Source organism: Cuniculiplasma divulgatum (assembly GCA_031200235.1).
In the GTDB taxonomy this organism is placed as follows: Archaea; Thermoplasmatota; Thermoplasmata; order Thermoplasmatales; family Thermoplasmataceae; genus UBA509.
The window spans coordinates 1,370,230-1,396,628 of sequence record CP133595.1 but is presented as its reverse complement, the minus strand read 5'-3'; the positions used below and the strand labels follow the sequence as shown (position 1 = coordinate 1,396,628).

26 protein-coding genes, 1 tRNA gene and 1 rRNA gene are annotated in these 26,399 nt (G+C 45.8%); 12 read left to right on the top strand and 16 right to left on the bottom strand.

Annotated elements, in window-relative coordinates; genetic code table 11:
* Positions 1 to 29: 29 nt before the first annotated feature.
* The 3 genes from RE469_07350 to eif1A are packed head-to-tail and all read right to left on the bottom strand — an operon-like array spanning position 30 to position 1,746.
* The gene (locus RE469_07350) at positions 30 to 596 is read right to left on the bottom strand and encodes a KH domain-containing protein (protein ID WMT44016.1); all 567 of its coding nucleotides are present in this window, start codon (positions 594 to 596) and stop codon (positions 30 to 32) included.
* A 40-nt stretch (positions 597 to 636) separates the two neighbouring features.
* Entirely contained in the window at positions 637 to 1,401 is a 765-nt protein-coding gene (locus RE469_07345; protein ID WMT44015.1) for a serine protein kinase RIO, read from the bottom strand.
* A gap of 6 nt (positions 1,402 to 1,407) precedes the next feature.
* A complete protein-coding gene (eif1A, locus tag RE469_07340) occupies positions 1,408 to 1,746 on the bottom strand; it encodes a translation initiation factor eIF-1A (protein ID WMT44014.1) in 339 nt (112 codons plus the stop codon).
* 246 nt (positions 1,747 to 1,992) lie between these two features.
* Here eif1A and RE469_07335 point away from each other — a divergent pair, with 246 nt between their 5' ends.
* Complete coding sequence (locus RE469_07335; GenBank protein WMT44013.1) at positions 1,993 to 2,418, top strand: hemerythrin domain-containing protein; 426 nt, start codon at positions 1,993 to 1,995, stop codon at positions 2,416 to 2,418.
* Between the two features lie 139 nt (positions 2,419 to 2,557).
* Here the strand turns inward: RE469_07335 and RE469_07330 are convergent, their stop codons facing one another.
* From RE469_07330 to RE469_07295, 8 genes are all read right to left on the bottom strand, one after another.
* Positions 2,558 to 2,986, bottom strand: a complete 429-nt coding sequence (locus tag RE469_07330) for a NusA-like transcription termination signal-binding factor (GenBank protein WMT44012.1) — start codon at positions 2,984 to 2,986, stop codon at positions 2,558 to 2,560.
* A gap of 72 nt (positions 2,987 to 3,058) precedes the next feature.
* Entirely contained in the window at positions 3,059 to 4,591 is a 1,533-nt protein-coding gene (gene rpoA2, locus RE469_07325) for a DNA-directed RNA polymerase subunit A'' (protein WMT44011.1), read from the bottom strand.
* A complete protein-coding gene (gene rpoA1 / locus RE469_07320; GenBank protein ID WMT44010.1) occupies positions 4,588 to 7,251 on the bottom strand; it encodes a DNA-directed RNA polymerase subunit A' in 2,664 nt (887 codons plus the stop codon). The genes rpoA2 and rpoA1 overlap by 4 nt, the downstream gene beginning before the upstream one ends.
* A complete protein-coding gene (locus tag RE469_07315) occupies positions 7,248 to 10,850 on the bottom strand; it encodes a DNA-directed RNA polymerase subunit B (protein ID WMT44009.1) in 3,603 nt (1,200 codons plus the stop codon). The genes rpoA1 and RE469_07315 overlap by 4 nt, the downstream gene beginning before the upstream one ends.
* A complete protein-coding gene (locus RE469_07310) occupies positions 10,847 to 11,110 on the bottom strand; it encodes a DNA-directed RNA polymerase subunit H (protein WMT44008.1) in 264 nt (87 codons plus the stop codon). The genes RE469_07315 and RE469_07310 overlap by 4 nt, the downstream gene beginning before the upstream one ends.
* Before the next feature lie 18 nt (positions 11,111 to 11,128).
* Positions 11,129 to 11,202: transfer RNA gene (locus RE469_07305), tRNA-Lys, on the bottom strand.
* An 89-nt stretch (positions 11,203 to 11,291) separates the two neighbouring features.
* Positions 11,292 to 12,830: an ABC transporter permease subunit gene (locus tag RE469_07300; protein ID WMT44007.1), complete on the bottom strand. Its 1,539-nt coding sequence runs from the start codon at positions 12,828 to 12,830 to the stop codon at positions 11,292 to 11,294.
* A complete protein-coding gene (locus RE469_07295) occupies positions 12,827 to 13,744 on the bottom strand; it encodes an ABC transporter ATP-binding protein (protein WMT44006.1) in 918 nt (305 codons plus the stop codon). The genes RE469_07300 and RE469_07295 overlap by 4 nt, the downstream gene beginning before the upstream one ends.
* Positions 13,745 to 13,842: 98 nt before the next feature.
* Here RE469_07295 and RE469_07290 point away from each other — a divergent pair, with 98 nt between their 5' ends.
* The 6 genes from RE469_07290 to rrf all read left to right on the top strand — a co-directional run bounded on the left by RE469_07290 (position 13,843) and on the right by rrf (position 19,475).
* Complete coding sequence (locus tag RE469_07290) at positions 13,843 to 14,772, top strand: IS5 family transposase (GenBank protein WMT44005.1); 930 nt, start codon at positions 13,843 to 13,845, stop codon at positions 14,770 to 14,772.
* A gap of 67 nt (positions 14,773 to 14,839) precedes the next feature.
* A complete protein-coding gene (locus RE469_07285) occupies positions 14,840 to 15,694 on the top strand; it encodes a dihydrodipicolinate synthase family protein (GenBank protein WMT44004.1) in 855 nt (284 codons plus the stop codon).
* A gap of 38 nt (positions 15,695 to 15,732) precedes the next feature.
* A complete protein-coding gene (mtnA, locus tag RE469_07280; protein ID WMT44003.1) occupies positions 15,733 to 16,770 on the top strand; it encodes an S-methyl-5-thioribose-1-phosphate isomerase in 1,038 nt (345 codons plus the stop codon).
* A gap of 25 nt (positions 16,771 to 16,795) precedes the next feature.
* Positions 16,796 to 17,932, top strand: a complete 1,137-nt coding sequence (trpS, locus tag RE469_07275) for a tryptophan--tRNA ligase (GenBank protein WMT44002.1) — start codon at positions 16,796 to 16,798, stop codon at positions 17,930 to 17,932.
* A gap of 205 nt (positions 17,933 to 18,137) precedes the next feature.
* Positions 18,138 to 19,283 (top strand): MFS transporter, encoded by a 1,146-nt coding sequence (locus RE469_07270; protein WMT44001.1) that lies wholly within the window; start codon positions 18,138 to 18,140, stop codon positions 19,281 to 19,283.
* A gap of 70 nt (positions 19,284 to 19,353) precedes the next feature.
* Positions 19,354 to 19,475, top strand: a 5S ribosomal RNA gene (gene rrf / locus RE469_07265).
* A gap of 161 nt (positions 19,476 to 19,636) precedes the next feature.
* On the opposite strand, the gene RE469_07260 is transcribed toward rrf, so the two are convergent.
* The 3 genes from RE469_07260 to RE469_07250 form a co-directional block, all read right to left on the bottom strand.
* Positions 19,637 to 20,197 carry a hypothetical protein gene (locus RE469_07260; GenBank protein ID WMT44000.1) on the bottom strand — a complete coding sequence of 187 codons (561 nt, stop codon included), beginning with the start codon at positions 20,195 to 20,197 and terminating at the stop codon, positions 19,637 to 19,639.
* A 120-nt stretch (positions 20,198 to 20,317) separates the two neighbouring features.
* A complete protein-coding gene (locus RE469_07255; protein ID WMT43999.1) occupies positions 20,318 to 20,569 on the bottom strand; it encodes a hypothetical protein in 252 nt (83 codons plus the stop codon).
* Entirely contained in the window at positions 20,570 to 20,839 is a 270-nt protein-coding gene (locus tag RE469_07250; protein WMT43998.1) for an ArsR family transcriptional regulator, read from the bottom strand.
* Positions 20,840 to 21,356: 517 nt separating this feature from the next.
* On the opposite strand from RE469_07250, the gene RE469_07245 reads away from it, so the two are divergent.
* Genes RE469_07245 through RE469_07235 form a run of 3 tightly spaced genes read left to right on the top strand, consistent with a single transcriptional unit; the run spans position 21,357 to position 23,043 of the window.
* Positions 21,357 to 21,761: a hypothetical protein gene (locus RE469_07245; GenBank protein ID WMT43997.1), complete on the top strand. Its 405-nt coding sequence runs from the start codon at positions 21,357 to 21,359 to the stop codon at positions 21,759 to 21,761.
* Positions 21,762 to 21,785: 24 nt separating this feature from the next.
* On the top strand, positions 21,786 to 22,592 hold the full coding sequence (locus tag RE469_07240) for a hypothetical protein (protein WMT43996.1): 807 nt from the start codon (positions 21,786 to 21,788) through the stop codon (positions 22,590 to 22,592).
* Positions 22,585 to 23,043 (top strand): hypothetical protein, encoded by a 459-nt coding sequence (locus tag RE469_07235; GenBank protein ID WMT43995.1) that lies wholly within the window; start codon positions 22,585 to 22,587, stop codon positions 23,041 to 23,043. The genes RE469_07240 and RE469_07235 overlap by 8 nt, the downstream gene beginning before the upstream one ends.
* Positions 23,044 to 23,409: 366 nt before the next feature.
* On the opposite strand, the gene RE469_07230 is transcribed toward RE469_07235, so the two are convergent.
* Complete coding sequence (locus tag RE469_07230) at positions 23,410 to 23,619, bottom strand: hypothetical protein (GenBank protein ID WMT43994.1); 210 nt, start codon at positions 23,617 to 23,619, stop codon at positions 23,410 to 23,412.
* Between the two features lie 136 nt (positions 23,620 to 23,755).
* Positions 23,756 to 24,082, bottom strand: a complete 327-nt coding sequence (locus RE469_07225) for a hypothetical protein (protein ID WMT43993.1) — start codon at positions 24,080 to 24,082, stop codon at positions 23,756 to 23,758.
* A 267-nt stretch (positions 24,083 to 24,349) separates the two neighbouring features.
* On the opposite strand from RE469_07225, the gene RE469_07220 reads away from it, so the two are divergent.
* Both RE469_07220 and RE469_07215 read left to right on the top strand, forming a co-directional pair.
* Positions 24,350 to 24,856 (top strand): MarR family transcriptional regulator, encoded by a 507-nt coding sequence (locus tag RE469_07220; protein WMT43992.1) that lies wholly within the window; start codon positions 24,350 to 24,352, stop codon positions 24,854 to 24,856.
* Positions 24,847 to 26,382 (top strand): MFS transporter, encoded by a 1,536-nt coding sequence (locus RE469_07215; GenBank protein ID WMT43991.1) that lies wholly within the window; start codon positions 24,847 to 24,849, stop codon positions 26,380 to 26,382. Before RE469_07220 ends, RE469_07215 begins: the two co-directional genes overlap by 10 nt.
* Positions 26,383 to 26,399 lie beyond the last annotated feature (17 nt).

Below are 26,399 nucleotides of genomic sequence, written 5' to 3'. Positions count from 1 at the left end.
GACCGGATATAATATTTGCCGGTATACAGCTACCCGAATGTCTCTTCGATACGTTTGAGCCTCAGATTCTTTGCGTTCTTTTCCAGGTATGTGTAAACTGTTCTCTGCCTGCTGCCATTGATAAGCATGTTTATGGCTTCGCGAGCGTATTCCACCGACACATAGTCGCCAATAACAGATACGGTGTCACCATAGACCGATATGCTGGTGTTTGTCAGTTCTTCCATGACTTTCCGGGTCTTTCCGCCGGTTCCTATGATCCTGCCCTTGATTTCAGAAATCCTGTGAGAACCTGGTTTGGCAAATTCGCGCAGAGAGATGACAATAAGCTGGGAATTCTCCTCGAACAGAAATGATGCCTTCTGTGGGCTGAAACCCCTGGCAATGGCCTGAATCACGCTGATGGAAAGTGCTGCCTTGAGTGGATCTCCCTTCTGGATGACGGTCACGTCCCCTTCCCTTGAATCTATTTCCAGGGCTATTTCTGCCTTCTCCTCCAGTTCTCTCTTGGTGTCACCGTTCTTTCCTATAAGAACTGCAAGCCTGTCCCTGGGGACCCTTATTTCCCAAACATTTCCGTCAGTAACTTCATCCATGCTGCAGACCTCATTTCCTTATGAATCATCATAAATAAACCTATTCGCCGGCATCAGCACCCTTCACGAATCCAAGCAGTTCCTGGAATGGGGCTTCAACGCCCTTCTTGGTGAAGAATACTGATATGTTCCTCAAATCCCTTTCCAGGAAATAGTCTGCGGCGGGATGTTCCCTGGACACAGACTGCCCGACGTCAACAATGTATGCATGTTTTCTGTGATAAAGTATGTTATATTCGCTGAGATCAGCGTGTACCAGCTTTGCCTTCTGGTACATGGTGCGCATGAAACCCCGGACCTCACCGTATGCACTATCAAAATCGCAGTCCGCATCCCTGAGCCTGGGTGCAGGAGTGGACTTTGACCCGATATATGACATCAGGAGCAGATTCTTATGGAAATCGTAAGGACGGGGGCAGAGAATCCCGTTCTTTCTCAATTCGTGAAGGTTGGTGTATTCCTTCTTGGCCCAGATGTATACAATGTTTGACCTGTTTATCCTTTCCCTTGCAAAGCGGTAATCGCCCTCGATATATTTCCAGATTGTGGAAAACCGAAGCGTGGAAAGCTTGTAAATTTTCAGAACCAGCGGCTTCTTGTCCTTTATGACCTTGAAGACAACAGATTCCTTACCGGCTGAAATAGGAAAATCCACATAATCTATGTGCTGGCTGCTCATGAATTCGTAAAGCGCCTTAATTGTCCTCCTGTCAAAAACAAGATCGGCAGTCTTGCGGTCCATGTCCAGATGATGAAGAAATTCACCTGATTTCAGGAGCTGATCAAGGGCCGATTCTTCAGGCATAATGGCCTACTTGAAAATATTTATCACGTCTGGAAGCAACCTGTTCCTGCTTAGATAATTTGCCTGAGTCTGTGTATATCTGTATACGACATCTGCCTTTTCGTTCTGGAACGGCCAGGGTTTCACAATAACGAGATCGCCTTCCCTTATCCACATCCTCTTTTTCATCTTTCCAGGAATTCTGGAACTTCTGGTGAAACCGTCTTCGCACATTACATTGAGCCTTGAAGCGCCAGACAGTTTTTCGACTATGCCGAACATCTCTCCCCTCTTCTTGTTGGGAAGAATTGTTCGTGTAGTCAGATCTGACTCGTCAAGGTTCTGTTGATTTTGATTTGGATCCATATGGGATTGAGTATATGTTATACACTCATATAAACATGCTACAGCCCTGAATTTATCACCGGCTGACAGGATCCGGATTGCTGAATACCAGAGTAAACTGGCCGTATATTATGCCTCGCCTTCGCCAGCGGACATTGCAACTTGCTGGGAGATATGAGAAAGTTTCACTGGCCTTCATCCCATGTTCTGTTAGAGTGGGCTTTTCCACCCACATATGTTAAATTACCTGACAGGCATGGTGACACCATGGATGAACCGGTTACGCTGGAGCACAGCCAGCTTCTCACGCTGCTCTTCACGGCCACGCAGGAGAGCCCTCTGAACCTTGGCCCACTGAAGGAAGTCACATCAATATTTTCAGGGCATGCTGACAGGGAGGAGGAAACCATGGTTCCCGTGCTGGGATTCTTCAGGGCCTTCACCGCCCACGAGAACCTACCGGACATTGATTTCCTCAAGGCAAAAGCAGATGAGTTCAGGACCGAGGAACCAGTTATGTTAAGGGAGCACCGTAAAATCAAGGATATCCTTGGCGAAATGGAAAGGGAAGAGGGGACTGTACAGCTGGTGCTTGAAAACCTGTCCACATTCATGGAGAGGCATTCCAGTATGGAAGAGTACTATCTTTATCCGCTGGCTTTTCACGCATGTTCCCTGATTGACGGCCTCTGACCTGCGTAATTATCAAAAACCATGCTGAATAAATCCATTAACTGTTCCGGCAAAAGAAAACCATACCATTCCCGTGCCGGAAAATCATGGCGAGGGGTTCCGGACACCCCCATGAGTGCAGGTGTGAAATTCTGTTTCGCTACTGCTTTATGTTCAGGCTCTTGATGTTGAATGATCTTGCCACAGCATCCCTGAAGAGCTTTATGTTGCGGCCTTCCTTCCCGATGGCCTTGCCGACCTCTCCCTGCTCCACAGAAACAAGGATATCGGTCTGGCCCTCCTTCCAGTCAACGATAACCTCCCTGACTTTGAACCGGTAAAAAATGTTCTTAACGAAGGTTACCAGATCCCTGGAAGATTCAGCCACCAGAATATGCTTGTTGATGTGCTCCCTGAGTTCCGTGATTATGTTGGGGTTCCTCTTGAATAATTCGGATAGTTTACGCTCTCCCACGATGAAGAGAACCATGTCCTCGTTTTCCATGCATTCCCGCAGCTCAACATGGCCAACTTTCTCAAAGAGGGCAATATATCTCATTATATTGTTGTCGATTGTGACTTCTTTCATTTCAACACTGTTCCAGATTCAACAGACCTTGAATTATAAGGGAAAATAAAAGTTTATTATAAAAAGTTCCCTTCATTGTGACTTTCCTGATGGGCGGTAGACTAGATTCACTGCACCGGTTCCAAGCGTTATGGGCTGTCCAACTATGATATTCTCTGCCACTCCCGTAAGCGGATCGACTTCTCCAAGAAGGCCAGCGCGCAGAAGATGCTTTGTTGTTATTTCAAATGCCGCTCTGGCCAGCACGCTGCTCTTCCTTCCCGATATACCCTGCCTTCCAACCGCTCTCACTGAACCTCCAAAGGTCATCATGTCTGCAACCAGCATCAGATGCCTCTTGTCGACTTCGAGACCCTGCTCGCTCAGCGTCCTCAGTGCCTCATTGAATATGGCGTTTCTGGCTGCTTCCACGCCAAGAACTGTGCTTATCTCTATGATATCGTTTGTGTAGGTCCTGTTGGCATCAACCTCGTCAACCTCAAGAACCTCCCTGAGGTTTGATCCCTGTGTATAGAGAATCCATTTCTTTGTGGGTGGATCGATCCTTGCTATTGCCCTCTTGATTCCCTGTATACCCTTTATGGTTGTCGTCTTGAGTATTTCTTGGACCTGGTAGAGCCGCTTGTAGGATTCCTGCTGGGGCTTGAGTATGATTTCACTGTCATCCTGATTCATGATGGTTATGCCCTTCATCTTTGCCAGGGCATCGATGAGATCCTGAGTGTTCACAAGCCGTTCCTTCATCCTGGAAGGTTCCGGTTTTATTGCGAGTGTCATCTGCTGGATATCTGTGATTATTGAAGCAACGTCAAGAATTGTGGTGTTTTCAAGCTCCTTGACAACCTTCATTACGACTTCCTCATTTTCCTCGAATTCCGGCTTGAGGTAAACTGTCATGCTGGGTGTGCTTGGAATTCTCCTTGCATCCACTATCTCTATGAGCCTTGGAAGCCCCAGAGTAACGTTCATTTCCCTGACACCCGCAAAGTGGAAAGTTCTCATGGTCATCTGTGTGCCCGGTTCCCCGATACTCTGTGCAGCTATGATTCCTACTGCTTCATGTGGATCGATGGATTTCTTCTTGAGGTCATCGCCAATCCTGTCCACGAGCTCTTCAAATTTCTCAGGCGAAAGATCTTTCCTGTATTTCACCAGTTTCTCAGCAATTGATACTGGAATGCCTATCTTCTTTTTGGACGCCACCTCAAGGATATCCCTGACATCCTGGGGCAGGGTGTCCCGGTATGCCGGCTTCTCTTCAATCTTTATGGTTGGAAGCTCAACAATGTCAAAATCTGCAAACTCCTGTATCTTCTTACCCTTCTTCCTGAACTGCGACAGTGGCATGGGATCAATTAACTGGCATGAATCCACAAGAAAGACTGTCCTCATCTCATTCTTGTTCTTCAGTATTATCTCATCGGATGGCTTATATTCCTGGATTCCCGTGAGTCTCAGGCGGTATGTGAAGAATTTCTTGTCTGTTGTAATATAGGCATCAGTGATGTCTGCGGATATGTCGGCATCCACGGCATATTTGCACGGAGCTTTCTTCTTGAGCAATTCCATGTTCTTCTTTGTGTCCTTGAAAAGGATGACCGTCATTGTTCAGCCTCCTGTTCCAGGTCGAATGCATTGTAGTCTACATCCACTGTTTCTCCACGATCGCTTCTTGTTGGGTCTACTCCATCCTCTCCATACTTGAACTGAATGACAGCCCCTATGGTATCCTGGACCCTGAGATCATTGTCCACCTTGAGGTCCTCGAATGCGTTTATGAGCCTTCTCTGCATGTATCCGCTCCTTGATGTTCTCACGGCAATATCCACGAGACCTTCCCTTCCTCCAATACTGTGCATGAAGTACTCCAGCGGGTTCAGACCCTCCTTGTATGAGGACTGGACAAACCCTCTGGCAAGAGCGCCGATATCGTTCACCTTGAAGTGCGGAAGCGTTCTCCCGTAATATCCCCTGTTGAGCCTTCCTCCTCTGACGGACTGCTGGCCCACCATTCCTGCCACCTCAGAAATATTCAGCATTTTTGCTCTTGCTCCAGATCTTGCCATTATGACTGATGGGTTGTTGAGACCAAGGTATGCACTTGCTATCTTTCCTGATTCATCCCTGACCATACCTGTTGTGGATAGAATTTCAATCTCAAGCGTGTCCTCCACTGACCTTCCTGGTGCAGGCTGGAGCTGGCCCTGCCTGTATGTTTCTATGAGCTTGGTTGCCCTGTCGATTGCCTGGGCGGATATCTCGGCGATTCTTGATATTGCACTTTCGGGTATGTCATAATCAGATATGCCCGTGGAAAAACCCCTGACACTGATGAAACCAACTGCAAGCCGTGTCATCCTGTCGATGAACCTTGCGGTTTCCGCAGGCCCGTATTTCCTGAAGATCTTGTCTATGATTTCTCCCGAGAATGACCCTATTGCCGCCTCATCTATTGTTCCATGGAGCATCTTGCCGTCGACGATATACACCTGCTTGTCCGCAGGATCATTTTCGTATTCGCATTTCTCCTTGGCACCTGTGCAGAGCTTACTTGTGAACTGCAGGTTAAGCCCCTTTGGCAGAATGAGTGAGAAGATATCCCTGCCTGCATAGAACTTCTTGCCTTCCTTTATGACAGGTTCCGGCATTGATTCTATGTCAAGATAACTCAGTATGTGCACTGTCTCATCCTCAGGAATAAGTGGATTGTTGTGTGTCAGGAGGAAAAGGGATGTGATGTGGTCATGTATTCCGCCAATAATTGGTCCACCGAATCTGGGTGACATGATCTGCTCCTGAACCTTCATTATGATTCTTGCTTCAGCCCTGGCTTCTTCCTTCTGGATTATGTGGAGATTCATCTCATCCCCATCGAAATCCGCGTTGTATGGGGTGCATACGGCAAGATTGAACCTGAATGTCTGCCCGTCAAGTATCCTCACAGTGTGCCCCATCATGGACATTCTGTGCAGGGATGGCTGCCTGTTGAACAGGACAATATCGCCCTCAGTGAGCTGCCTTTCAACAACCCATCCGGGCTCAATTCTCTTGCTGTTTTCTTCGGCATTCTGAGCTGTGAGCTTGATCCTCCTTCCATCAGGCCTTATGATGTAGTTCACGCCTGCGAGGTACTTCCCGAACTCATCCCTAGGTTCCGGGCCCCTCTTAACGAATTCCCTTATGCTCTCAACGTTGAACACGTTCACAGTTACGGGAACCGTGAGTTCCCTTGCGGCTTTCTCCGGAACGCCTACCTCATTTATGGACAGGAATGGCTCCGGTGAAATAACCGTTCTTGCAGAGAAATTGACCCTCTTTCCTGACAGGTTGGAACGGAATCTGCCCTCCTTCCCCTTGAGTCTCTGAACAAGAGTCTTGAGGGCCCTTCCAGATCTGTGCCTGGCAGGGGGAATCCCAGCTGTCTGGTTATCAAAATATGTTGTGACGTGGAACTGGAGAAGGTCCCAGAGATCCTCAATTATGAGTTGCGGTGAACCGTTGTCCCTGCTTTCCCTGAGTCTCTGGCTGATCCTTATTATATCCACAAGCTTGTGTGTGAGATCATCCTCGCTTCTCTCCCCTGTCTCAAGAGTTATGGAGGGCCTTACATTTATTGGTGGTACTGGAAGCACGGTCAGAACCATCCATTCTGGGCGGGCCACTTCGGAGTTCAGGCCAAAGAAGACCAGATGGTCATCAGGAATTCTCTCCATTCTCTCCCTAATTTCCTTGGGAGTGACCTTTATTCCCTCTTCCCTGAATGTTGTGGGCTTGTCCAGGATTATCTTTGTCTGCTGTGTTCCACAATGTGGGCAAACCATCCTCTGGGATGCTTCGTCTGTAACCTTCTTTGACAACAGCCCAATGATTTCAGGGTCCGATGTTGAAAGGGAAAGCTGATCGAACTTTTCCCTGTAGCTCCTTATCTCATCATCTGTGAGCTTTATCTTGCCACAGGCTTTGCAGGTTGCATCCAGCAGTGTCTTAAGCTCCTTTATGAAACCTATGTGAACCACAGGCATGGCGAGTTCAATATGCCCGAAATGACCCGGACATTCGTCAACCTTACCGCCGCAGGTTGCGCACTTCAATCCCGGTTCGATAACACCCATGTGGAGATCCATGAGTCCGCGCTCTATTGGATATCCGTCATCGTCGTAGGTATCAGCCGTAATCACCTTCACCTGCGACATTTTCCTGATCTCCTCAGGCGAGAGGAGTGCAAACTGGATCTTGTAAATTCTCTTTGATATTCCACCGGTCATTTCAAATCACCCAATATTAATCTCATCATTACACCCATTGAGCTCAGTTCGTCCCTCATCAGCTTGAAGGCATAACTTGTTTCAACCGGGTGTATATTTCCTGTATTTCCACAGACTGGACAGCGCGGTATTCCCTTCTTTCTGTCAAGTATTGCAATGTGGCCGCATTTGGGATTTCCACACACATAGAGAATGGTTCCATCGCTCTGGTCCAGAAGCCTGTCTTTTATGACCATTGCTGCACCATGTGCTATCAATGTATCTCTCTCCATTTCACCGAACCTAAGACCTCCCTGTCTGGAACGTCCTTCTGTGGGCTGCCTGGTGAGTATCTGCACAGGTCCCCTTGACCTGGCGTGGAACTTCCCTGCCACCATGTGATGCAGCTTCTGGTAGTAGATCACCCCGGTGAAGATTTCAGCGTCAAACTTGCGTCCTGTTATTCCATCGTACATGACCTCGCTGGACGACTGCCTGAAGCCGTATTTTATGAGACCGTCTCTCAGGCTCCTTTCGGGCTCTCCGCTGAATATGGTACCATCGATGATCTCTCCCTTCATTGAGGCAATCTTCCCTCCAATCATCTCAAGGATATGCCCCACTGTCATTCTTGAAGGGATGGCATGTGGATTGATTATGAGGTCGGGAATTATGCCGTCTTCTGTAAATGGCATGTCCTCCTGCGGAACCACTGCACCGATGACACCTTTCTGCCCGTGCCTGGATGCGAACTTGTCACCAAGTTCAGGTATCCTTTCACTCCTGACCCTGATCTTCACGACCCTGCTGTTGCTTTCTGAAACCGTAAGAATGACATTGTCCACGAAGCCTTTCTCATTGGGCCTCATGGTTATGGATGATTCCCTGCGTCTCTGTGGTCCGAGCTTGTCTCCACCCTCTTCCAGGAATCTTGGCGGGGATGTCTTGCCTACAAGCACCTCTGAACCCTCAACATAGGATTCAGGATATATTATTCCATTCTCATCCAGGTTCCGGTAAAACTCCTCAGCTCTGGCGCCAAGGACATCATGGGTCGGAATTTCGAACTTGTCCTCCTGGCCTCCCGGATAACGGCGCTCCTCTGCGCTGTACGTCCTGAAGAATGTGCTCCTGCCCAGTCCTCTTTCCACGGCAGCCTTGTTGAATACAAGTGCGTCCTGAATGTTGTATCCCTGATACGACATGATTGCTACCACAAAATTCTGTCCAGCAGGCCTCTTGTCGTATTTTATGAAATCCATTATCTTTGTCTTCACAAGGGGAATCTGAGGATAGTGCAGCACATGGCCCCTCGTGTCCGTCCTTATTCTGAAGTTCGTTGAGGCAAGCCCGATGGACTGCTTGGTCATGGCTGCAGCCATTGTGATCCTTGGAGATGAATTGTGCTCCGGATAAGGAGTAACGGAAGCAGTGACACCAAGAATCAGCGATGGGTCAACCTCCAGGTGAGTGTGGTCCTCGGTGAGGATTTTATGAGATTCAAAAGTGTTTCCGCACTGATCACATCTCAATATTACAGGTGAATCAGGTTCTGAACCTTCACCTGGGTTAACCCATGTGAGCTTGCTCCTGTAAAGGTATGCATTGCAGCGGGGGCATCTTTCTGGGAAATCATATGCATAGACTGCTATGTACAGATTCTCCTCCTCTTCTGCATCCACGAACTCAAGGGCTCCGCGCCTGATAAGATCCTCCACGGCAAATTCGCCATCGTTCAGCTTGTTGAGCATATCAGTGTTGATCACGGTGTTACCGTTCTTCAAAACAAGAAGAGGGCGCCTTATTCTTCCACGATCACAGTTAATGATGACTTCTCTTGTTGATCCATCGTATCTGACGTTAACCTCATTGGAGAGTTTACCTCTTCTTCTCTCCTCCCTGATCTTCTGGGTGAGTTCCTCAGGATTCATGTGATATCCAATAAGGTCACCGTTCAGGTAGACCCTTCCGGCATCTGGATTCTCGCCTTCCACATCCTGGACTTCCATGCCCCTGAGCGTTTCCATGACTATTGTGGGGTCAATACCCTCGGTCACGTTGATTATGAGCGCAGCATTCTTCACCAGACCACAGTTCTGCCCCTCTGGCGTCTCGTTTGGACATATCCTCCCCCACTGTGTGGGGTGAAGGTCCCTGGCTTCGAAGTGAGGTTGTGACCTTGTGAGAGGTGATATTATCCTTCTCATGTGACTTATTGTGCTGACATTCGAAACCCTGTCCAGCAGCTGTGATACCCCGGTTCTTCCGCCAATCCAGTTTCCTGTGGCCATTGCGTGAAGTATCTTCTGCGTCATGAGGTCCTGCCTTACAGCAGGTTTCAGGCGAATTCCCTTCTTCCTGTTGTAGGTTCTCTCAAGCTGGTACTTCAGATCCTTCATAACAGCCTGGAATGCATTCCTGAAAAGTTCATCCAGAAGATCTCCAGCCAGCTTAACCCTCTTATTTGCAAGATGGTCTTTGTCGTCTTCCTTTCTTATGCCCAGATGAAGTTCCAGAAGAGACCTTGCCATTCTGCCAAGGTATATGGCTTTCTTCATCCTGTCTTCAGGAGAATCCCCCAGATGAGGGAGAAGAGACCTGTCAAGCATCTGGGATACTTTCTTTTCCCTGAATTCCTTTGCCTGGCCAGCTGCAAACCTCTTTTCCAGGTATGCTATGGCATCCTCGTTGTTGTTCACTCCATTGGGTGGGAAAATCTTGGGGTTTCTTGCCTCCTCAAGATTTGCATATATTATTGGCTCCATTGCCTGTGCCGAGGCTATTGCGCTGTGAACGTCAACATCTTTCTCCATGCCCAGTGCTTTCATCAGAATCACAAGGGGTATGGCGCCAGCAACGCTGGGAATGGAAACACTAATAATGCCGTCGTTGCCTCTTTCCATTGAGGTCAGTGCCCTGAAGCCTGATTTCTGCGAGAATACCTTTGCCACTTCGACTTTTGCCTCGTACTTGTCCTCGTATTCCACCAGTATTTTGTTTGGTGCCAGATCTTCAAGGGAAACTATAACCCTCTCTGATCCTCCGATAATAAAGTAACCGCCGGAGTCATCCGGATCTTCACCAACATACTGAAGCTTTTCACGCCTTGTGGCCTCAACTGGACCGTTGTTTTTCTCAATGTACTGGTCCAGATTGTTTCCTGTAAGGGTACACACCCTTGACCTCACCATAACTGGAATATCGCCGATCTTGATGTTCTCCGGCTCCCTCTCAACACCGTCCTCAACGACTCTTACCCTGAGGGTTATCGGTGCCATGTAATTGAGGTCCCTGAGTCTTGCCTCTGTGGGCGTAATCTGGTTTGACGCACCCGAGGCTTCCTTTATTTCAGGCTTATCAGCCCAGATGGTGGGTTCACCAACATATCTTCCCTTTTCCCGAAGTCTCCCGAAGTATACCTTAATTTCACGACCACCGGTCTTGCTCTGGTCAAGAACCATAACTCCGGGTTCGTCGTCGTCAGAGACCTTTGTCTCATCAACTATCTGCTGCATTATGCTATCCGGGTTTCCCACTGTAGCAATAAAATTGTTGTATGATTCGATCAGATGGCTTACGACACTTTCATTCTTGAAAAAATATTCAACCAATTCCTTCATTTAAAAACCTCGCTGGTAATGACCCTATAATAAGTAGAGTATCCCATGGTGGGACTTCTTCTGACGATTCTGATAATCGTACCGGTGTCGAGCGGTCCATGAATCTCTTCCAGTGCCTTTATTGCGGGATCACTCCTGCTTATTTTTGGTAATAGGTCCTTAGCTATTTCTAACTCCTTTAAAACCTTATCTTCTTCACTCTTTGGAACCACATGGTGTTCCGGTACCAGATCGTGCTGCAGCACATTGAATTTTCCCATTCCTTTTCACCCCATTTACGGGCCCGGGGGGGTTCGAACCCCCGACCACCTGGTTAAAAGCCAGATGCTCTACCTAGCTGAGCTACGGGCCCTTGACATCGATGCCTTCGTGAATATGGATTTTGCTTATAAATATTGGCAAAAATATGAGTGAAATATTCCTGGAAAAATTATGGTTGCCTCAGTCCCTTGATCGAGCAAGGAAGAATGAAGCAAGTGCGGGTATGAGTAGCCACGCCAGTCCTACCAGTACAACTGATACTGTTGTGATCCCAACGCTTGATGCCAGGTAACCTGTACTTATGCCAAGTGTGGAACCGTACACGCCTGACCTCAAATCTATGACCAGTGAGGGGAATGTGCTTGGCGAAATGGTATCGAGAGCAAGCGCTGCAATAACACCGCTTTTTACTGCAGAATCAACATGCAGCGCAAACAGCACCAGAGCCATGAGGTCGCTCCAGAAAAGAACCATGACGAAGAAGAGACCGATGCCAGTGCCAAGAATTCCACCCTGTGACTTCAGGAACTGGGAAACCAGGTAAATCAGTCCGGAGAAGGCAATGGCCTCCACCAGATACCCTCCAAGAATGCTGAAGAAGTAAGAAGAAGAGAGAAGAGAACCTGTATATTTGTAAATTATGATGTCCGAAAGAGCCTCGGCCACAACAAGAGCCACCAGGAAACTCACTGCACCTCCAATAAATCTTGAAGCAAAGATTCGACCCTTTGTGACAGGCCTTGTAATAATGGACTCAAGGACACCTGAAGCTTTGTCCTTGCCGTAATAGAAATATGCGGAGAAAATGCCCAAAATGGGTATCAGGAATTCATATGGAACCTGCAGAATTGCCTCCAGCAGAGCACCCGAGGATGTTGAGCTGAACAAAATGGCTGATGATAACATCACTAAGGGCTGTACACTACCAGATGGTGGGAATAGCTCAACTATTACATTAAAGCCATTGGCTGTGGCATTCAGAGGGAGTGTGAATACCTTATTGTGAAAACCGCCAATCTGCCCATAAAGCGTCATTTCCTTAGAAGGGAGCGGAAGTGATATACTGGACTGGTTCTGCACGTAATAATAGAGGTTTGCTTCCGGCATTGCAGAACCGTTTGCGGAAGCATAGTAAATCTCAATATTGCTGAGGGTCTTACTGGAAGGGTTCGCCACTTTCGCAACGAAATACACAGACTGGTTGCTGGTGCTCTGCCATACCGCTGAATTATAATAATTAATTCCCCCTTCCGACGATGCATTCTTTTCTATTATTGGATTCTGAAATTCTGCAGTTACATTGATACCGGAGATATAGAGTGGAAAGTACTCATACTGGGTATAGTTTACTAGAGAAAAATGAACCGTAGTATTGAAATATCCATAACTGTTGGTTGTTCCAGAAAGGTTATCCATTTTCGTGCTATATGTTGCAGTTGTTCTGTTGAATGTCGTGTTCACCAAACTTGAGTCTATACTGAGGCCCGCCACCGGCTGGCCATATCCATTTGCCACAAAGTCAGTCACGTTGTATCCATATGGTGTCTTGAAAACAGCAGGATATACATATGCCTCTGAACCCGGTGCCACGGAACTCCCTGAACTGAAGGAGACTGCGGCATATGCAATCCCGACGGTGGCCAGTACAATCAGCACGATCATCACTATGGTGAATTTTCCCGTCAGGGTTCTTCTAAGGTCGTATATGAAGTCCCTCATTTCCCACTCCCCACAAGTTCAAGGAAATAGTCCTCAAGCCCTTCGCTCTCTGTGGATATGGAAATTACCCTGTAACCGGCCTTGAAGAGAGCCTCAGAGACCTTGTACACCTCATCTGATGGGATATTGAGGCTGTGCAGTGTGATCTCATTGCCGCTGTTTTCAGGTTTCCCGAACTGCTGAAGCAAAGACACAGCATTGTCGTCGGCCTTCTGAAGCACTATTTTCACTGATAATTCACCAAGGTTGCTGAGTTCAGATCTCTCAACAACTTTCACTATCTCTCCCCGTTTGATTATTGCAATCCTGTCTGCAACGTTTTCCAGTTCTGAAAGTATGTGTGAAGAAAGGAAGACTGCCTTGCCTTCCTTCTTGAGCGACAGCATAAAGTCCCTCATGTTCTTCACTCCTTCCGGGTCGAGGCCGTTCAGAGTCTCGTCAAAGAGGAAATTGTCGGGGTCGCCCATCATGGCAGCAGCTATGGAGAAACGCTTCTTCATTCCCTGTGAATAATCCTTCAGCGGCCTCTTGCGGGCGTCCCATATGTTGAACTTCCTTAGTAGTGTTTCTGCCTTTGCCTCGGCCTCCTTTGGCGGTATCCCATAGAAGCCTGCATAATATTTCAGAAGCTGGACTGATTTACCGGTAGGTTCGAAGTTTGGGAGCTCGGGAACCCATCCAATGTGTTTGGATGCAGCAACTTTTTCCCTGACGATATCCTTTCCGTTGACCAGAACCTTTCCGCCAGTGGGAAAGATGATACCGCAGACGATTCTTATTGTTGTGGTCTTTCCGGCTCCATTCAGACCGGCAAATCCCATTATTTCACCATCATTTATCTCCAGACTGAGATTCCTGACAACAGGGGGCTGGTTCCGCGAATACTGTTTTGTAAGATCGGTGATCTGAATCATTCACTGCTCCATGTTTATACTATATAAATAATTTGACATAAAAAAGTGTGTTGCATAATTCCCCTGTATAATAAAATACAGGGGAGTGATTGGTTTGTATGACACCAAAGCCAATCACGGCTAAAGGCAATAGAAGCAAAAGAAGATATTGGATCGGTTCGGACAGAAGGTATGACAGGTACAACAGATCTCTTGTGAATAGAATTGAGGATCTAATGGACCCATCATTTCTCATGAACTGGAGGAATCTCCTTGCAGATAACAACAGAGGAAAGAGAGGCCATCCCTACAGGACACCAAATGCATTCATAACATTCCTTGCAAAACTCAGGGCAATGTACAGCATTCCCTTCAGGTCACTGGAGGGAATTGCCAGGATATTTGCAAGGATCACCGGAATAACAGCTGTCTCCTACACAAGCATATTCCGAAGAATAAGAAAGATTGTGCCTTCAATTCCCAATTCTCAGGGAAAGCCTGTGGACTGTGCAATAGATTCCACAGGCTTCAAGATCACCATCAGGGGTGATTATCTTGGATCAAAATGGAAGAAAGCAAGGAGAGGATGGTCAAAGCTTCATGCTGTCATATCCATAAATGAAGTTTCAGTGATGTCATTTGCCATCACAGATGAACATGTGCATGATGCAAAGGCTGGAAAGGAACTGCTGAAATCTGTAAAAGAAAGGATCAGAAGGATATTTGCAGACAAGGGTTATGATTCAAAGTCAATATACAATACATTCGGGGAGAATACAATAATACCCCCAAGGAAGAATGCATCCACAAGGAGCAGGGGATCATCTGCCAGGGCGAAAATAGTCAGACAGATCCGGAGGACATCGGAAAAGGAATGGAAGGAATCCGTTGGTTATGGAAAAAGATGGCATGTGGAGATATATTTCTCAGGCCTCAAGAGGACAATGGGTGAGGTAATCAAGGCCAACAGGCCTGATTACATAGTTCAGGAGATTGCACTGAAGGTGCAGTATTACAACGTTCTAAGAGAGATGACACATGCCTATTGAATTGTGCAACACACTTGACATAAAATATAACATGTTTCTAATATCCTGCTAATAATATCATCCAGCCATGACAGGAAAACTCATAATACCTATGATAACACCCTTCAGGAATAACCATCTTGACAGGGACGCCCTTGACGCATTTATGGTATATGCAGCAGAAAACGGTTTCAGCGGACTTTTTGCGGGAAGTTCCACAGGCGGGATGGCCTCCCTTTCCTTCGAGCAGCACCAGGAATTTCTCCAGTGGGCGCTTGAATTAAACCATGGGCTTGACATGTTTGCCGGCATAACGAGAAGCAGTCTGGTAGAGACCATTGAGATGGGAAGGATAGCGGCTGACCTTGGATATGGCAAACTTGTCGCCATCAATCCATACTACCACAAATACAGTCAGGATTCAATAGTAAGATTCTACGATTCCATACTGGACGCTTTTGATCTTGATGTTTATGCTTACAACAATCCATCCCTGAGCGGAACAGAAATACTGCCTCAGACAGTTTCTAGAATCAGGAAGGAACATGACAACCTTAAGGGCATCAAGGACAGTGGGAATAACCTTGATAAATTTTCTGAATTCCTGAAGATCCCAGGGCTTACCGTATATCAGGGCAAGGATTCACTCCTCCTTGATTCACTGAAAATGGGAGCTTCAGGTGGAGTGTGCTCATCAGCTAATTTCTGCCTGAACACGCTGAAAATTGTGCAGGGATCGTCTGATGCCAGCAGCATACAGGAAAAAACTGTACGCCTAATGGGAATTCTGGCCAGATACGAGACACCGGGAATCCAGAACTATCTCTTCAGGAAACTGATAATGAAAGAGAAGTCTCCAAAGCATTACGTGAATATGCCCTTCGGAGACATAACTGAGCCCCCATCAGATGAACAGGTCCTGGATCTTGTCCTGCTGAAGTGATGAACAATTCATTTATCTGAGAAAGACATGAACCGTCAATGAAAGTAAACATTGACGGCGAGTTGAAGCACCTGTTTGCAGTTTGGTACGAAAATGATGTGGTCAAGCTTATCGATCAGAGAAAGTTGCCTGAAAAAATAGAGGTTTTCGAGGCAAAGAACAGCGATGATATTGCCTACGCAATAAAGGACATGGTGGTCAGAGGTGCACCTGCAATTGGTGTCACTGCCGCTTTCGGGCTTGCCATGGCCAAGAAAAACAAGGAAGACATGGAGGAAGCCGTAAAGAAGATAGGAGCGACAAGACCAACTGCATTTGATCTCTTCAAGGCCATAAATTACATGAAGGCTAACAATTTTGATCTGGGTGCAGCCAGAAGATATTCCACGGAGATCAGCGGCAGAAGCAAGAAAATTGGCGAATTCGGCAACGAGCTTATAGGTAACGGCAGCAGGATCCTTACGCACTGCAATGCCGGTGCACTGGCCGTGGTTGACTGGGGAACGGCCCTGGCCCCCATGAGGATCGCACACAACCAAGGGAAGAACATTTTTGTTTTTGTTGATGAAACCCGGCCAAGACTGCAGGGCGCGAAACTTACTGCATGGGAGCTTGGTCAGGAGGGAATCGACCATGCAATTATCGCAGATAATGCAGCAGGCTTCTACATGAGGAGGAAGGAGGTAGATCTTGTTATTGTTGGAGCAGACAGGATATCTGCCAACGGAGATTTCGCAAATAAAATAGGCACATATGAGAAGGCTGTACTTGCACACGAGAATAAGATACCGTTCTATGTTGCAGCCCCTGGAAGTACCTTTGATTTCTCAATATCCAACGGTGACGGCATTCCCATTGAGGAAAGGGGAGAGGGGGAGGTTCTCATCGTGAACGGCAAGAATCTTGGTCCTGCCGCCAGCCATGCTAGGAACCCTGCCTTTGACGTCACCCCCAACAAATATGTGACAGCGTTCATAACAGAGTATGGAATATTCAGGCCCGAGGATTTGGGACGGATGAAAAGCCTAATGGAAAAGGACCTGTTCATGAAGGATGTGCCATCCAGCACGGCATGAACAAGCTGATGAAGGGAGTGTCTCATTGACGGAAGATGCAAAGGTTACGCCCTGGGAGGTTTCAGGCAATCTTGGTGACACTGATTACTCAAAGATAGCGGACAGGTTCGGCGCCAGGATAATTGACACTGCCATGAAGGAAAGAATCGCCAACTATACTGGAGATCTCCATCCGTTCCTGCGTTACGACGTATTCTTTGCGCACAGAGACCTGGATATGATCCTTGATGCGTATTCCAGAGGAGATGGTTTTTACCTGTACACTGGAAGAGGTCCATCCGGGAAGATGCATCTTGGCCATCTGCTTCCCTTCATGTTTACCAAGTGGCTGCAGGAGAAGTTTAACGTTGATCTCATAATACAGATCACAGATGACGAGAAGTTCCTGTTCCGGGATCTGAATTCCGGTGACCTAGCCAAATATACCAACGATAACATACTTGACATTCTTAGCCTTGGCTTCAGTCCGGAGAAAACCCACATAATGGTGGATACCCTGAATTCAGGCCTCCTTTATAACAACGCAATCAAGGTGGCCCGCCACATAAATGTCTCGCTGGCTAAATCAGTATTTGGATTTGATGACAGCGACAATGTGGGGAAATACTTCTTCACCAGCATTCAGGCTGTGCCGTCTTTCATCCTTTCTGAGATACTGGGGCGCACCATAAGATGCCTCATACCCTATGCAATCGACCAGGATCCTCACTTTAAGGTGGCCAGAGACGTCATGCCAAAGATAGGTTATGAGAAGCCATCATCAATAATATCAAAGTTCATTCCTTCCCTGAAAGGAAGCGGAAAAATGTCGTCTTCCGATACCACAACTGGCATTTATCTTGATGACGACAGGAAAACCGTAAGGAAGAAACTCATGAAATATGCGTTTTCAGGTGGAAGAGATACCGCTGAGGAGCAGAGAAAATATGGCGCAAATCCTGACATAGACTTCTCATTCAACGTTTTCAGGCTCCTGGAGAATGATCCATCTGTTGTATCCAGGATTTATGAAGAATACAGAACAGGGCAGCTGCTGAGCGGAGAAATGAAAGCCATGACTGCTGACAGGATAAGCAACCTTCTGGAAGAGCTATCGGTTAACAGGGAGAAGGTGAAGGACAGTATTGGGGACTACATGTTCAGCCCTGACAGATTCCGTTGAACGGTACATACGATCTGTGGAAACTGCGCCTCAATACATGATTATGATTACAAATGAAGTCCTGCATTAAGGGTACCTTATGCATTTATTGACCAGTGGATTGAACCCTGTCCATGAATCTGCACCATGGCACACATTCCCTGAATTGCCCATAAACATACAAAACAAATAATATATACCCCCAATGACCGTGAAATTGCGGAATGTGGAGATCATTACGGCGACTTCGACGCTCAGGGGACTGGCCTATTCTTCAATCTGGGTCTACAGTTCCATCTATCTCCACGTTTCTCTTCATCTTTCCCTTGTCTATGTTGGGGCAATTTTTGCCATAGGTGGAGCCATCTCAGGATTGGTTCAGATTTATGGCGGGATAGTCTCTGACAGAATTGGGTACAAGGTAACCGTTATACTTTCACTGGGAATTGTTTCTCTTATTTACCTTCTCGCCACAGCAGCTCCGGAACTCCTCCTGTCATCTCTGGAGTTCCCCGGAATTCTGATTGCACTCATGTTCGGGAATTCCCTGCAGGCACCAGCAGCAAATGCAATTGTATCTCTATCCAGTGATTTCAAGCTCAAAGGCTTTTCCATGCTCAGGGTTGGCAGCAATATAGGATGGGGGTTGGGCCCGGCAATTGGTGGCTTTGTACTTTCATATTACTCATTCTCTTCACTTTTCACAATTGGCCTGGCAATGAGCCTGATCTCCCTGATCCTTTCCTTTCTGATCTCCGAGCCCGCTAAAACCCTGGCCGCAATTAGAAAATTGGGCACTGAGAACCGGTTTGTCATTCTTCTATCAATAATTGCTCTGCTGCTTTTCATCGTGCAGTCCCAGGAGACAGTTACGCTTTCCAATTATGCAAGGATTATACGGGGGCTTCCATACTATGAACTTGGAATAGTTTACCTCACAAACGGCATTTTTGTGGTTGTCTCGCAGCCATTTATATTCCGCATTTCAAGGAAGATCGGGAATTTTATATCCTATGGCCTGGGCACGCTGATCTATTCTGCAGGATTTTTCAGTTACGCCTTTGACCACGGAATTGTATCCTTTGTCGCTTCCACTGTTATCCTGACCATTGGAGAAGATTTTGCCTTTCCTACCGGCGTCACGATGATATCCAATGTCTCCAAGCCGGAGAACATCGGAAAGAACATGGGCTTATACAACGCGTTCCTCTCGGCTGGGCGGGCAGTGGGTCCGCTTCTCGGCGGCACTGTATACTCCCTCACCACAGACCCTGTGTTCCTCTGGTTCTACACTACACTTTCCGGCTTTGCAAGCCTGGCGATTTTCCTGGGTATTTTTACAAGAAACCGGGCTGCTCTAGATCAGCGATGACCATAGATTCTAAAAGCACTGAAAGCCATTCTTGCCAAAATGATTTTATAGATCCGTGATATGTAGTGTTCGTGACGGCCAGAGCGGCAGGGTCACACCCGGTCTCATTCCGAACCCGATGGTAAAGCCTGCCACGTTTCGCACGTGTACTATCTTCCGCGAGGGGATGGGAAATGCGATTCGCTGTCATATACTGATTTCATTAGTACGAAAATATTCTCGCAATATCAGGCTTTTTTTCTGTTCCTTTAAATACTAAGGACGGTCATTTTGGGATATATTAATGTTTGAATAAAAAAATTTGCCATTATGCCATGACCCACTGCTCTCCTCAGACCTTTTTCTAGAACAAATTATGCTCTAAAATTTGGGTGCTCTCTGTGTATAAGCCTCACCAATTCTTCAATCTGCTGGCAGAGGTCATCTTTATCATTGAAATCCCTCAGCATTATTTCTTTGCTATCCAGGAGCAAATTCAGCATTGTCGAATGTACGTTTCCTACCTTATTGAAGTAGTTAACATCGCTTTCCTGCCTCACCATGCGGCTGTCTTTCATTCTCAAAATCTGGCATAGTTCAAGGTATTCCCCTCCGCGAGTCTCTTCTTTGAGCCTTATAACATTGTAGAATGCGCATATTTCAACTAAGAAATTGAAAAGACCAGTTAGACCAGTAATGGGGGCCTTTTCCACGTGTATTCTCGTTTGAAGAGGAAGTCGATCAAGCTCAGTAATGTATTTAGACACAGTCTCTTCTAAGCCGCCGTCAAGTTTTACAGTGTCTATCATTTCTGCTTCAACCTCTCCCGCCTGGGTTCTCGAGGGAAAAATATACAGTGTTACATTGTTGGCCCCGTCCTCTTCTGTCAGAACTTCTCTTCCGTCTTCAACCCTAAAAAGAGTCATCGTCTCCATTATTATAAAATAATGACCAAGTTCCACAAACTTACTGGTTAGATAATCCCTGAGCGATTAAAGTAATTGCTTGGTTTCGCTATCATAGCTCCCAAGAATTAAGACAAACATTTAAAACCACTAGGAAATGATTTGTTGGTTATCAATCGATAAAAACGAAATTTTGCCGTCTCTGTCAATCCTGACACTATACGTGTGCGATTTTCCGGTGTAAGAAATAGTATATCTGCCCGAGATATCATACTCATTATTCGTTTCCTTCAGAGATTCCATAGTCACGTTGTCTCTAATTGGATATTCTCCGGTTGCCTGAGAGATGGCAGTCGCAATATGTGCCTTTATCTTCCAGAGATCATCCACTGCCACTGGCATTTATTTCACCTGGTTAAGAATTTCCTGTGCCTGGCTTTCGTCCCTAATAGTGTATAGATCTCCGTACTTGGATATTAACCCCAATTTGATCAAGGCCCTAAGGTGAAAGCTCACAGTATTGGGATTTACTCTTATGTTAAACCGGGTCTCAACTGTATCCACAATCTGAGACCATGTCATTTCCCTGCTCTCAAATATTTTCTTAAGGATGAAAGACCTTTTCTCGTTCTTAAGGACATTTGCCGCAAGTAATATCTCTTTCTCTCCCATAATATCATAATATACACGGAGTTAATTAAGTTAACTCATATTAACTTAAGGACATTTCTATAATCCGATGCTTGCATTATAATATCCAATGATCCAGGATCTGGACGCTGATCTCATTACACAAAATTAGGGATACTATCGGAATGCATGATAATTCAATTATTTTAGTTCTTCATATGTCACCCAGGCAGAGAAGTTATATTTGTCCACCCTCTTTTTGAATAATCGATGCAAGTGGCTAAGATGGGTTGTTTTACTCTCTGATGCATAGCCATGGCAATGTTTTTTCTGGCAATTTTTCACGATTGCTCTAGTTCTTCTTTCCATCTCGCTTAGGCTTTTTCATGTTCTCTCATGGGCTTAAACATATGCCAATCGTTTGTTTTAAGCGCATCTACAAACTCAAGCTCAAAAATGCATAGGCGGTAAACATTCCCTGTCTTATCCCGGGATCTTTGACATCTTTTCAGGGTGAGGGTAATTAATAATATGTATATGATAAAATATTTTGACTCCTATGAACAAAACTTGGAAATTCTTAGGCACAAGTGTCGTAGTTATTGCAATGATAACGCTCGCTTTTGCTGGTATTACACACGATCCATTAAACCACATGAACCATTCTGGAACAAGAGCACAGAGCATTGAAACATCAATAACAGGAAAGACTTATTCGTTTAACATGAATGCAAGTCAGAAAATAAAACTCAACGCCCTTACGATCAGCGACTTTAACAGATATGGCAAATCTATAGACACAAATCCCCTTGATCGCCTCCAGTATCTAGCCGATATGAGCGCAACCCAGTGGTACATTACGAATTATTACAGGATACCCTCGAAGTACAGAGGAATAAGTAAATCGAATGACTTCATCATATTGAGCATGTGGGAACATCAAGACAAATCAGCCATTAAATAAATTGATGCTATAGAAACCTTCGAAATGAATCAGCACCACACAGGGAATAAGATTGATGCAAATTACGTGATGTGGCACCGTGAAGGGGTTCTTATTTCTAACACCACAATAGAATACCATCTCCACAAGGCTTTCATGCTCAAGTACAAGTACTCTAAGAACAATGGATCATTAGTGTATGCCATTATTGAATATAACGGTAAAACAATCCCAGTTGATCCATATATCCGTCTCAATTCATTCACAATACATTGGGGATGGGGCGGCATAATCTCTGGAACAAGTTACAACATCTATGTTAACTTTGCTGACCACCTGAACGCAGAAAATTTTGTTGATTGGGCCGGCCAAGCCTTAGAATTTGATGATCTATTTAGCACTCTCTTAGGGGCGGCTGTGTCTGGAATCCTCGGATTTGTAGGAATTGGCGCAGGATCGTTTATTGCAGCAGCTGAAGGTGCAGCAACCGTGGTTGAAAGCCTTGGCGCTGATCTTTCAGGATCATCGACACCCATATATGACGTTGAAAGCAATCTCAACTATCTATTTCAAAATGAATGGGCTGAGACCTCTAATTTTAGATTAGTATTTACACTGAACGCATGGGAATGGGGCTTAGTACCTGAGTATGCAGTTTGGGGAATAACAAATCCCGGAAATCATCTTTTCGAAGTTCTGCGTGAACTGCAACCTTTGGGCACAGAACCAGCGCAACAGTGGGTGACTAATGTGTACAATAATATTGCACAGTATACTGGAATAAACTCAAAGACATTCTATGCATTTGGGAATTGGCCAGAAATAGAGGGGGTAATATTGTCTTATGCTTAGCCTTTTATTCACTCTAGCAGTGATCGCAACCATTTCCGAAGTAATAATTCCTTTAAGCGTTCTTGTATACGCGTATGCAAAATGGATGGCTTTTGAACCGATCGAAATGTATAGAGAGCTTGATAAGCATAAAAAATTAGTTGACTTCTATCTTCCAACAATATTGACTATCGTGATAATTGGAGGGTTTATCATTGCCTCTTACTCCTTTGAAATCCTGAGTGGAAAATATGTTCCGTTCTTATCGCCGATTAAATTTGGATTCTTCATTGCATATCTATCTTTGTTATTGTGGATCGTTTTCAGCCTTGGATTTTCCTCAAGAGATACGTATAAACATCTCATAACGAAATATGGCCTGACTGAAGAAAATGCTAGACGTATTTCCCTATTCTCAAAGAAGAAGATTCTTGAGAACCGTTTTGATAAACTAGACGGACAAAAAAAGTAACTGATCTCCAATTTCTAAAGGTAAATTGGGATAGCTGCTAAGAAAACACCATGTTGAAATTCCATCATTATCCTAATGTTAGCATCCCTTGGCCGGTTTCGACTCACATATTGTTACAAATGTGTGAGTGTGTCCATCCCGCAAATCCCCGATTCTTGAAATGACGAATAATATCCCACTTGCTGAGAAGTTATGTTTGTACATATAAAGAATCTGGAAATTCAGGTTTCTGCGCGCTAAGACAATCAATCCACGGGTCAATTTACAACAATCAAAAGGATAAATAGAGCATAATATAGTCTACCACCATATTATTCAAATTGAATATTTTTTGAATTTCATAAAGTTAATAGTAAGTGCCAAGTGTCATGCCAGCTGTTTTTCTGGCACCATAAGGACTAAACGTATGGCTATTATTGCAAATACAAGCCCAATTATGGAACCTATATTCCAGATTGTTCCATAAGACGCTCCGAATGGATACTGCAATATACCCAGTTGGTTGAGATATGTTGCAACATATGATATTATGATGGCTCCCATAATGAGTCTCTTCAGAAACGGAGTTGAAACCATATTGTAAATATGAAAATTCAATAAATGAATTTTTCCGTTAACAGAAGGTACGGAGTTATCTAAAATTTTCTCCAAGCGGTTTATTGAAAAGGGCTTTCATCACGTATAAACAGGTTGCCAAAGCACCATTGCCTGATCAGGCCGATTCCTCGGAATCCGCACTTCCAGCATATTTTACCAGGTATACTCCCATGAGAACTATTAGCGCCACAATAACCGAAAGGGAAGCTATTAAAGAGAATGATGCCAGATCTATAAACTGCCCGAAAAGGATCATGTTGAGAACCATTATGAAGAGTTCAGTATAACCCGCTGAATCAGAAGCCATGGCTGACACTCCAAGAAGCGCAATGGCCACTGTGGCAAATGAAAGCAGGATGCCATATCCCGTCTGCCCGATCCCGAATATCACAATAAAACCATTGATTATGCCAAGAAATGCGCCGTCAATTAGAAGTTGCATCTCAAACTTCCTGAGACTGGTATCATCATCTGCATCCTCTCCGAAAATTCCCCGACCAGCAAGAGCTCTGGAAAGAATGCTTGCTGTATAGAGCAGCGTCGGGAATATGAAGATGATTCTCAGCAGAATCGTAAATATCAGTTTTTTAATATAATTACTAACTACTTAATTTCTGCTGCTGAATTCACCATGAAACGAAATCAATTGGAAAGAAAACGTAGTTAGGTAATGCTAATAGTTAAGTATAGCTAAGTAATTTACCTCCCTATGACTTCAATGCCAAAACCGGAAAGAGACATGAGTGAGAAAGCCGGAACAGGAAATGCTCTTTTCCGTTCTCTGAGGTCCGTCATGGAAGAATTCATGTTCCTTCAGGTTGAGATTACGCGATCATCAGGACTGATGGTCTACCAGTATGCTCTGATGCGATATCTCAGAGCCAATGGCCCTCAGAGGCTCACTGATCTTTCCAGATTTCTCCATGTCAGGAATCCCACAGTTACGGGCATTATAGACACACTTCAGAACAGGGAACTTGTATCCAGGGAGGATGATCCGGCGGACAGGCGTGCTTCAAGAGTCTTTCTCAATCCTCAGGGAATCGCCCTGCTGGATGGGATCGAAGAAAAAATAATTTCCAGCGTAAGTGAGGCCATAGCCGGCATTGATGAATCATCAGCAGCAAGGATGTGCGCTTTCCTTGACAGGATTGCCTCATCCCTGAGAGCGTCCGCAGAAGATGAAATAAGAGGAAGTGAGAACAAATGCCATTAGATAATGAAGATGACAGACTGAATTATGTTTCAAACGAGGATTTCGATGCAAAGTACTCACGCAAAGTCATGCTGATACTTGCAGGACTTGTCCTGATTGTTATGTACATCGAAGGAATGCTGACGCCTTCACTGCACAGCATAGCCCTGGCGTTCAATGTCACATCGGCACAGGTGAGCCTTCTGCTCTCCGCCTACCTGGTTGGAGGCGTTGCCATGACCCCGATTATGGGAAAGCTCGGTGACATATACGGCAAGAAGAAGATTCTGTCAGTGGTGCTTCTGGTCTATGCCGTTGCCGTGTCAGTCACAGGATTTTCGCCAAATTTCACATTCATGGTTATTTCCAGGACTATCCAGGGTATCGGACTGACAATAATGCCACTTGGAATGAGCCTCATGAGGGAGGAATTCCCCAAGGACATGGTGCCCAGGGCGCAGGCCCTCATAAGTGCCATGTTCGGAGCAGGGTTTGCTGTGAGCCTTCCACTGGGGTCACTGGTGTCAAATGACTTCGGCTGGAGGATGACATATCACACGGCCATACCATTTGTACTTGCACTTGCCATAACAACAATGATAGTGGTAAGAGAATCAAGGTTCAGGAGGCCAGATACAAAGATAGACTATATCGGTGCTTCGCTTCTTGCAGCTTCCCTTGCACTGTTCGTCTTTGCCCTGTCTGAGGCGCCAAGCTGGGGATGGACTTCATTGGGTACGCTTTCAATGATTGCCTCCGGTGCCGTACTCATCATACCCCTGACACTCTTCGAAAGGCGCTATTCAAGGATGGGCGGGGAGCCCATACTGGACTTCAGGCTTCTGTCCTACCGGAACGTAATGGTCGCAAACATTGTCCTTTCCATATCAGGTATGGGCATGTTCCTTGCAATGCAGGCCCTCACATACAGGTTTGAGCTCCCGAGTCCTTCTGGGTATGGAAAATCAATCCTGTACACGGGAATATCACTTGTTCCGTTTGCCATAGGCATGCTTGTTTTCGCCCCAATAACAGGTAGGCTCGTATCCAGGATGGGCGTGAAGCCTCTGGCAATCATTGGCTCCGTAATATCAGGGGCAGGCTTCATCCTGGAATCCATATTCCATTCCTATGATCAGATGCTCATGTTCGAGTTTGTCACTGGCGGTGGGCTTTCAATAATGAATGCCTCACTGATAAATCTCATAGTGCTCACAGTAAACCCCCGGGACATGGGACTTGCAACAGCCATGAACGGCACTTTCCGGAATGTTGGGAGCAGTATAGGCGCACCCATAGCCGGATCCATAATGGCAACCGTCTCCGCACTGTATCTTGTTGGAAACAGTCCAACCGGCCCTGTATATGTATCAATGCCCACATCCAGTGCGTTCGCTTACATATTCCTGATTGCGGGAGCTGCCTTTGCAGTGGCTGCCATTCTGTCGCTGCTTGCCAGGGAAGTTCTAGGTTCCAGAGCTGGATCCAGATCCGCCAGGAGGCCTGCCGTTAATGAGGTGGAGGCAAAAACTATGGATAAATTGTGATTATTTTAATAGGATGA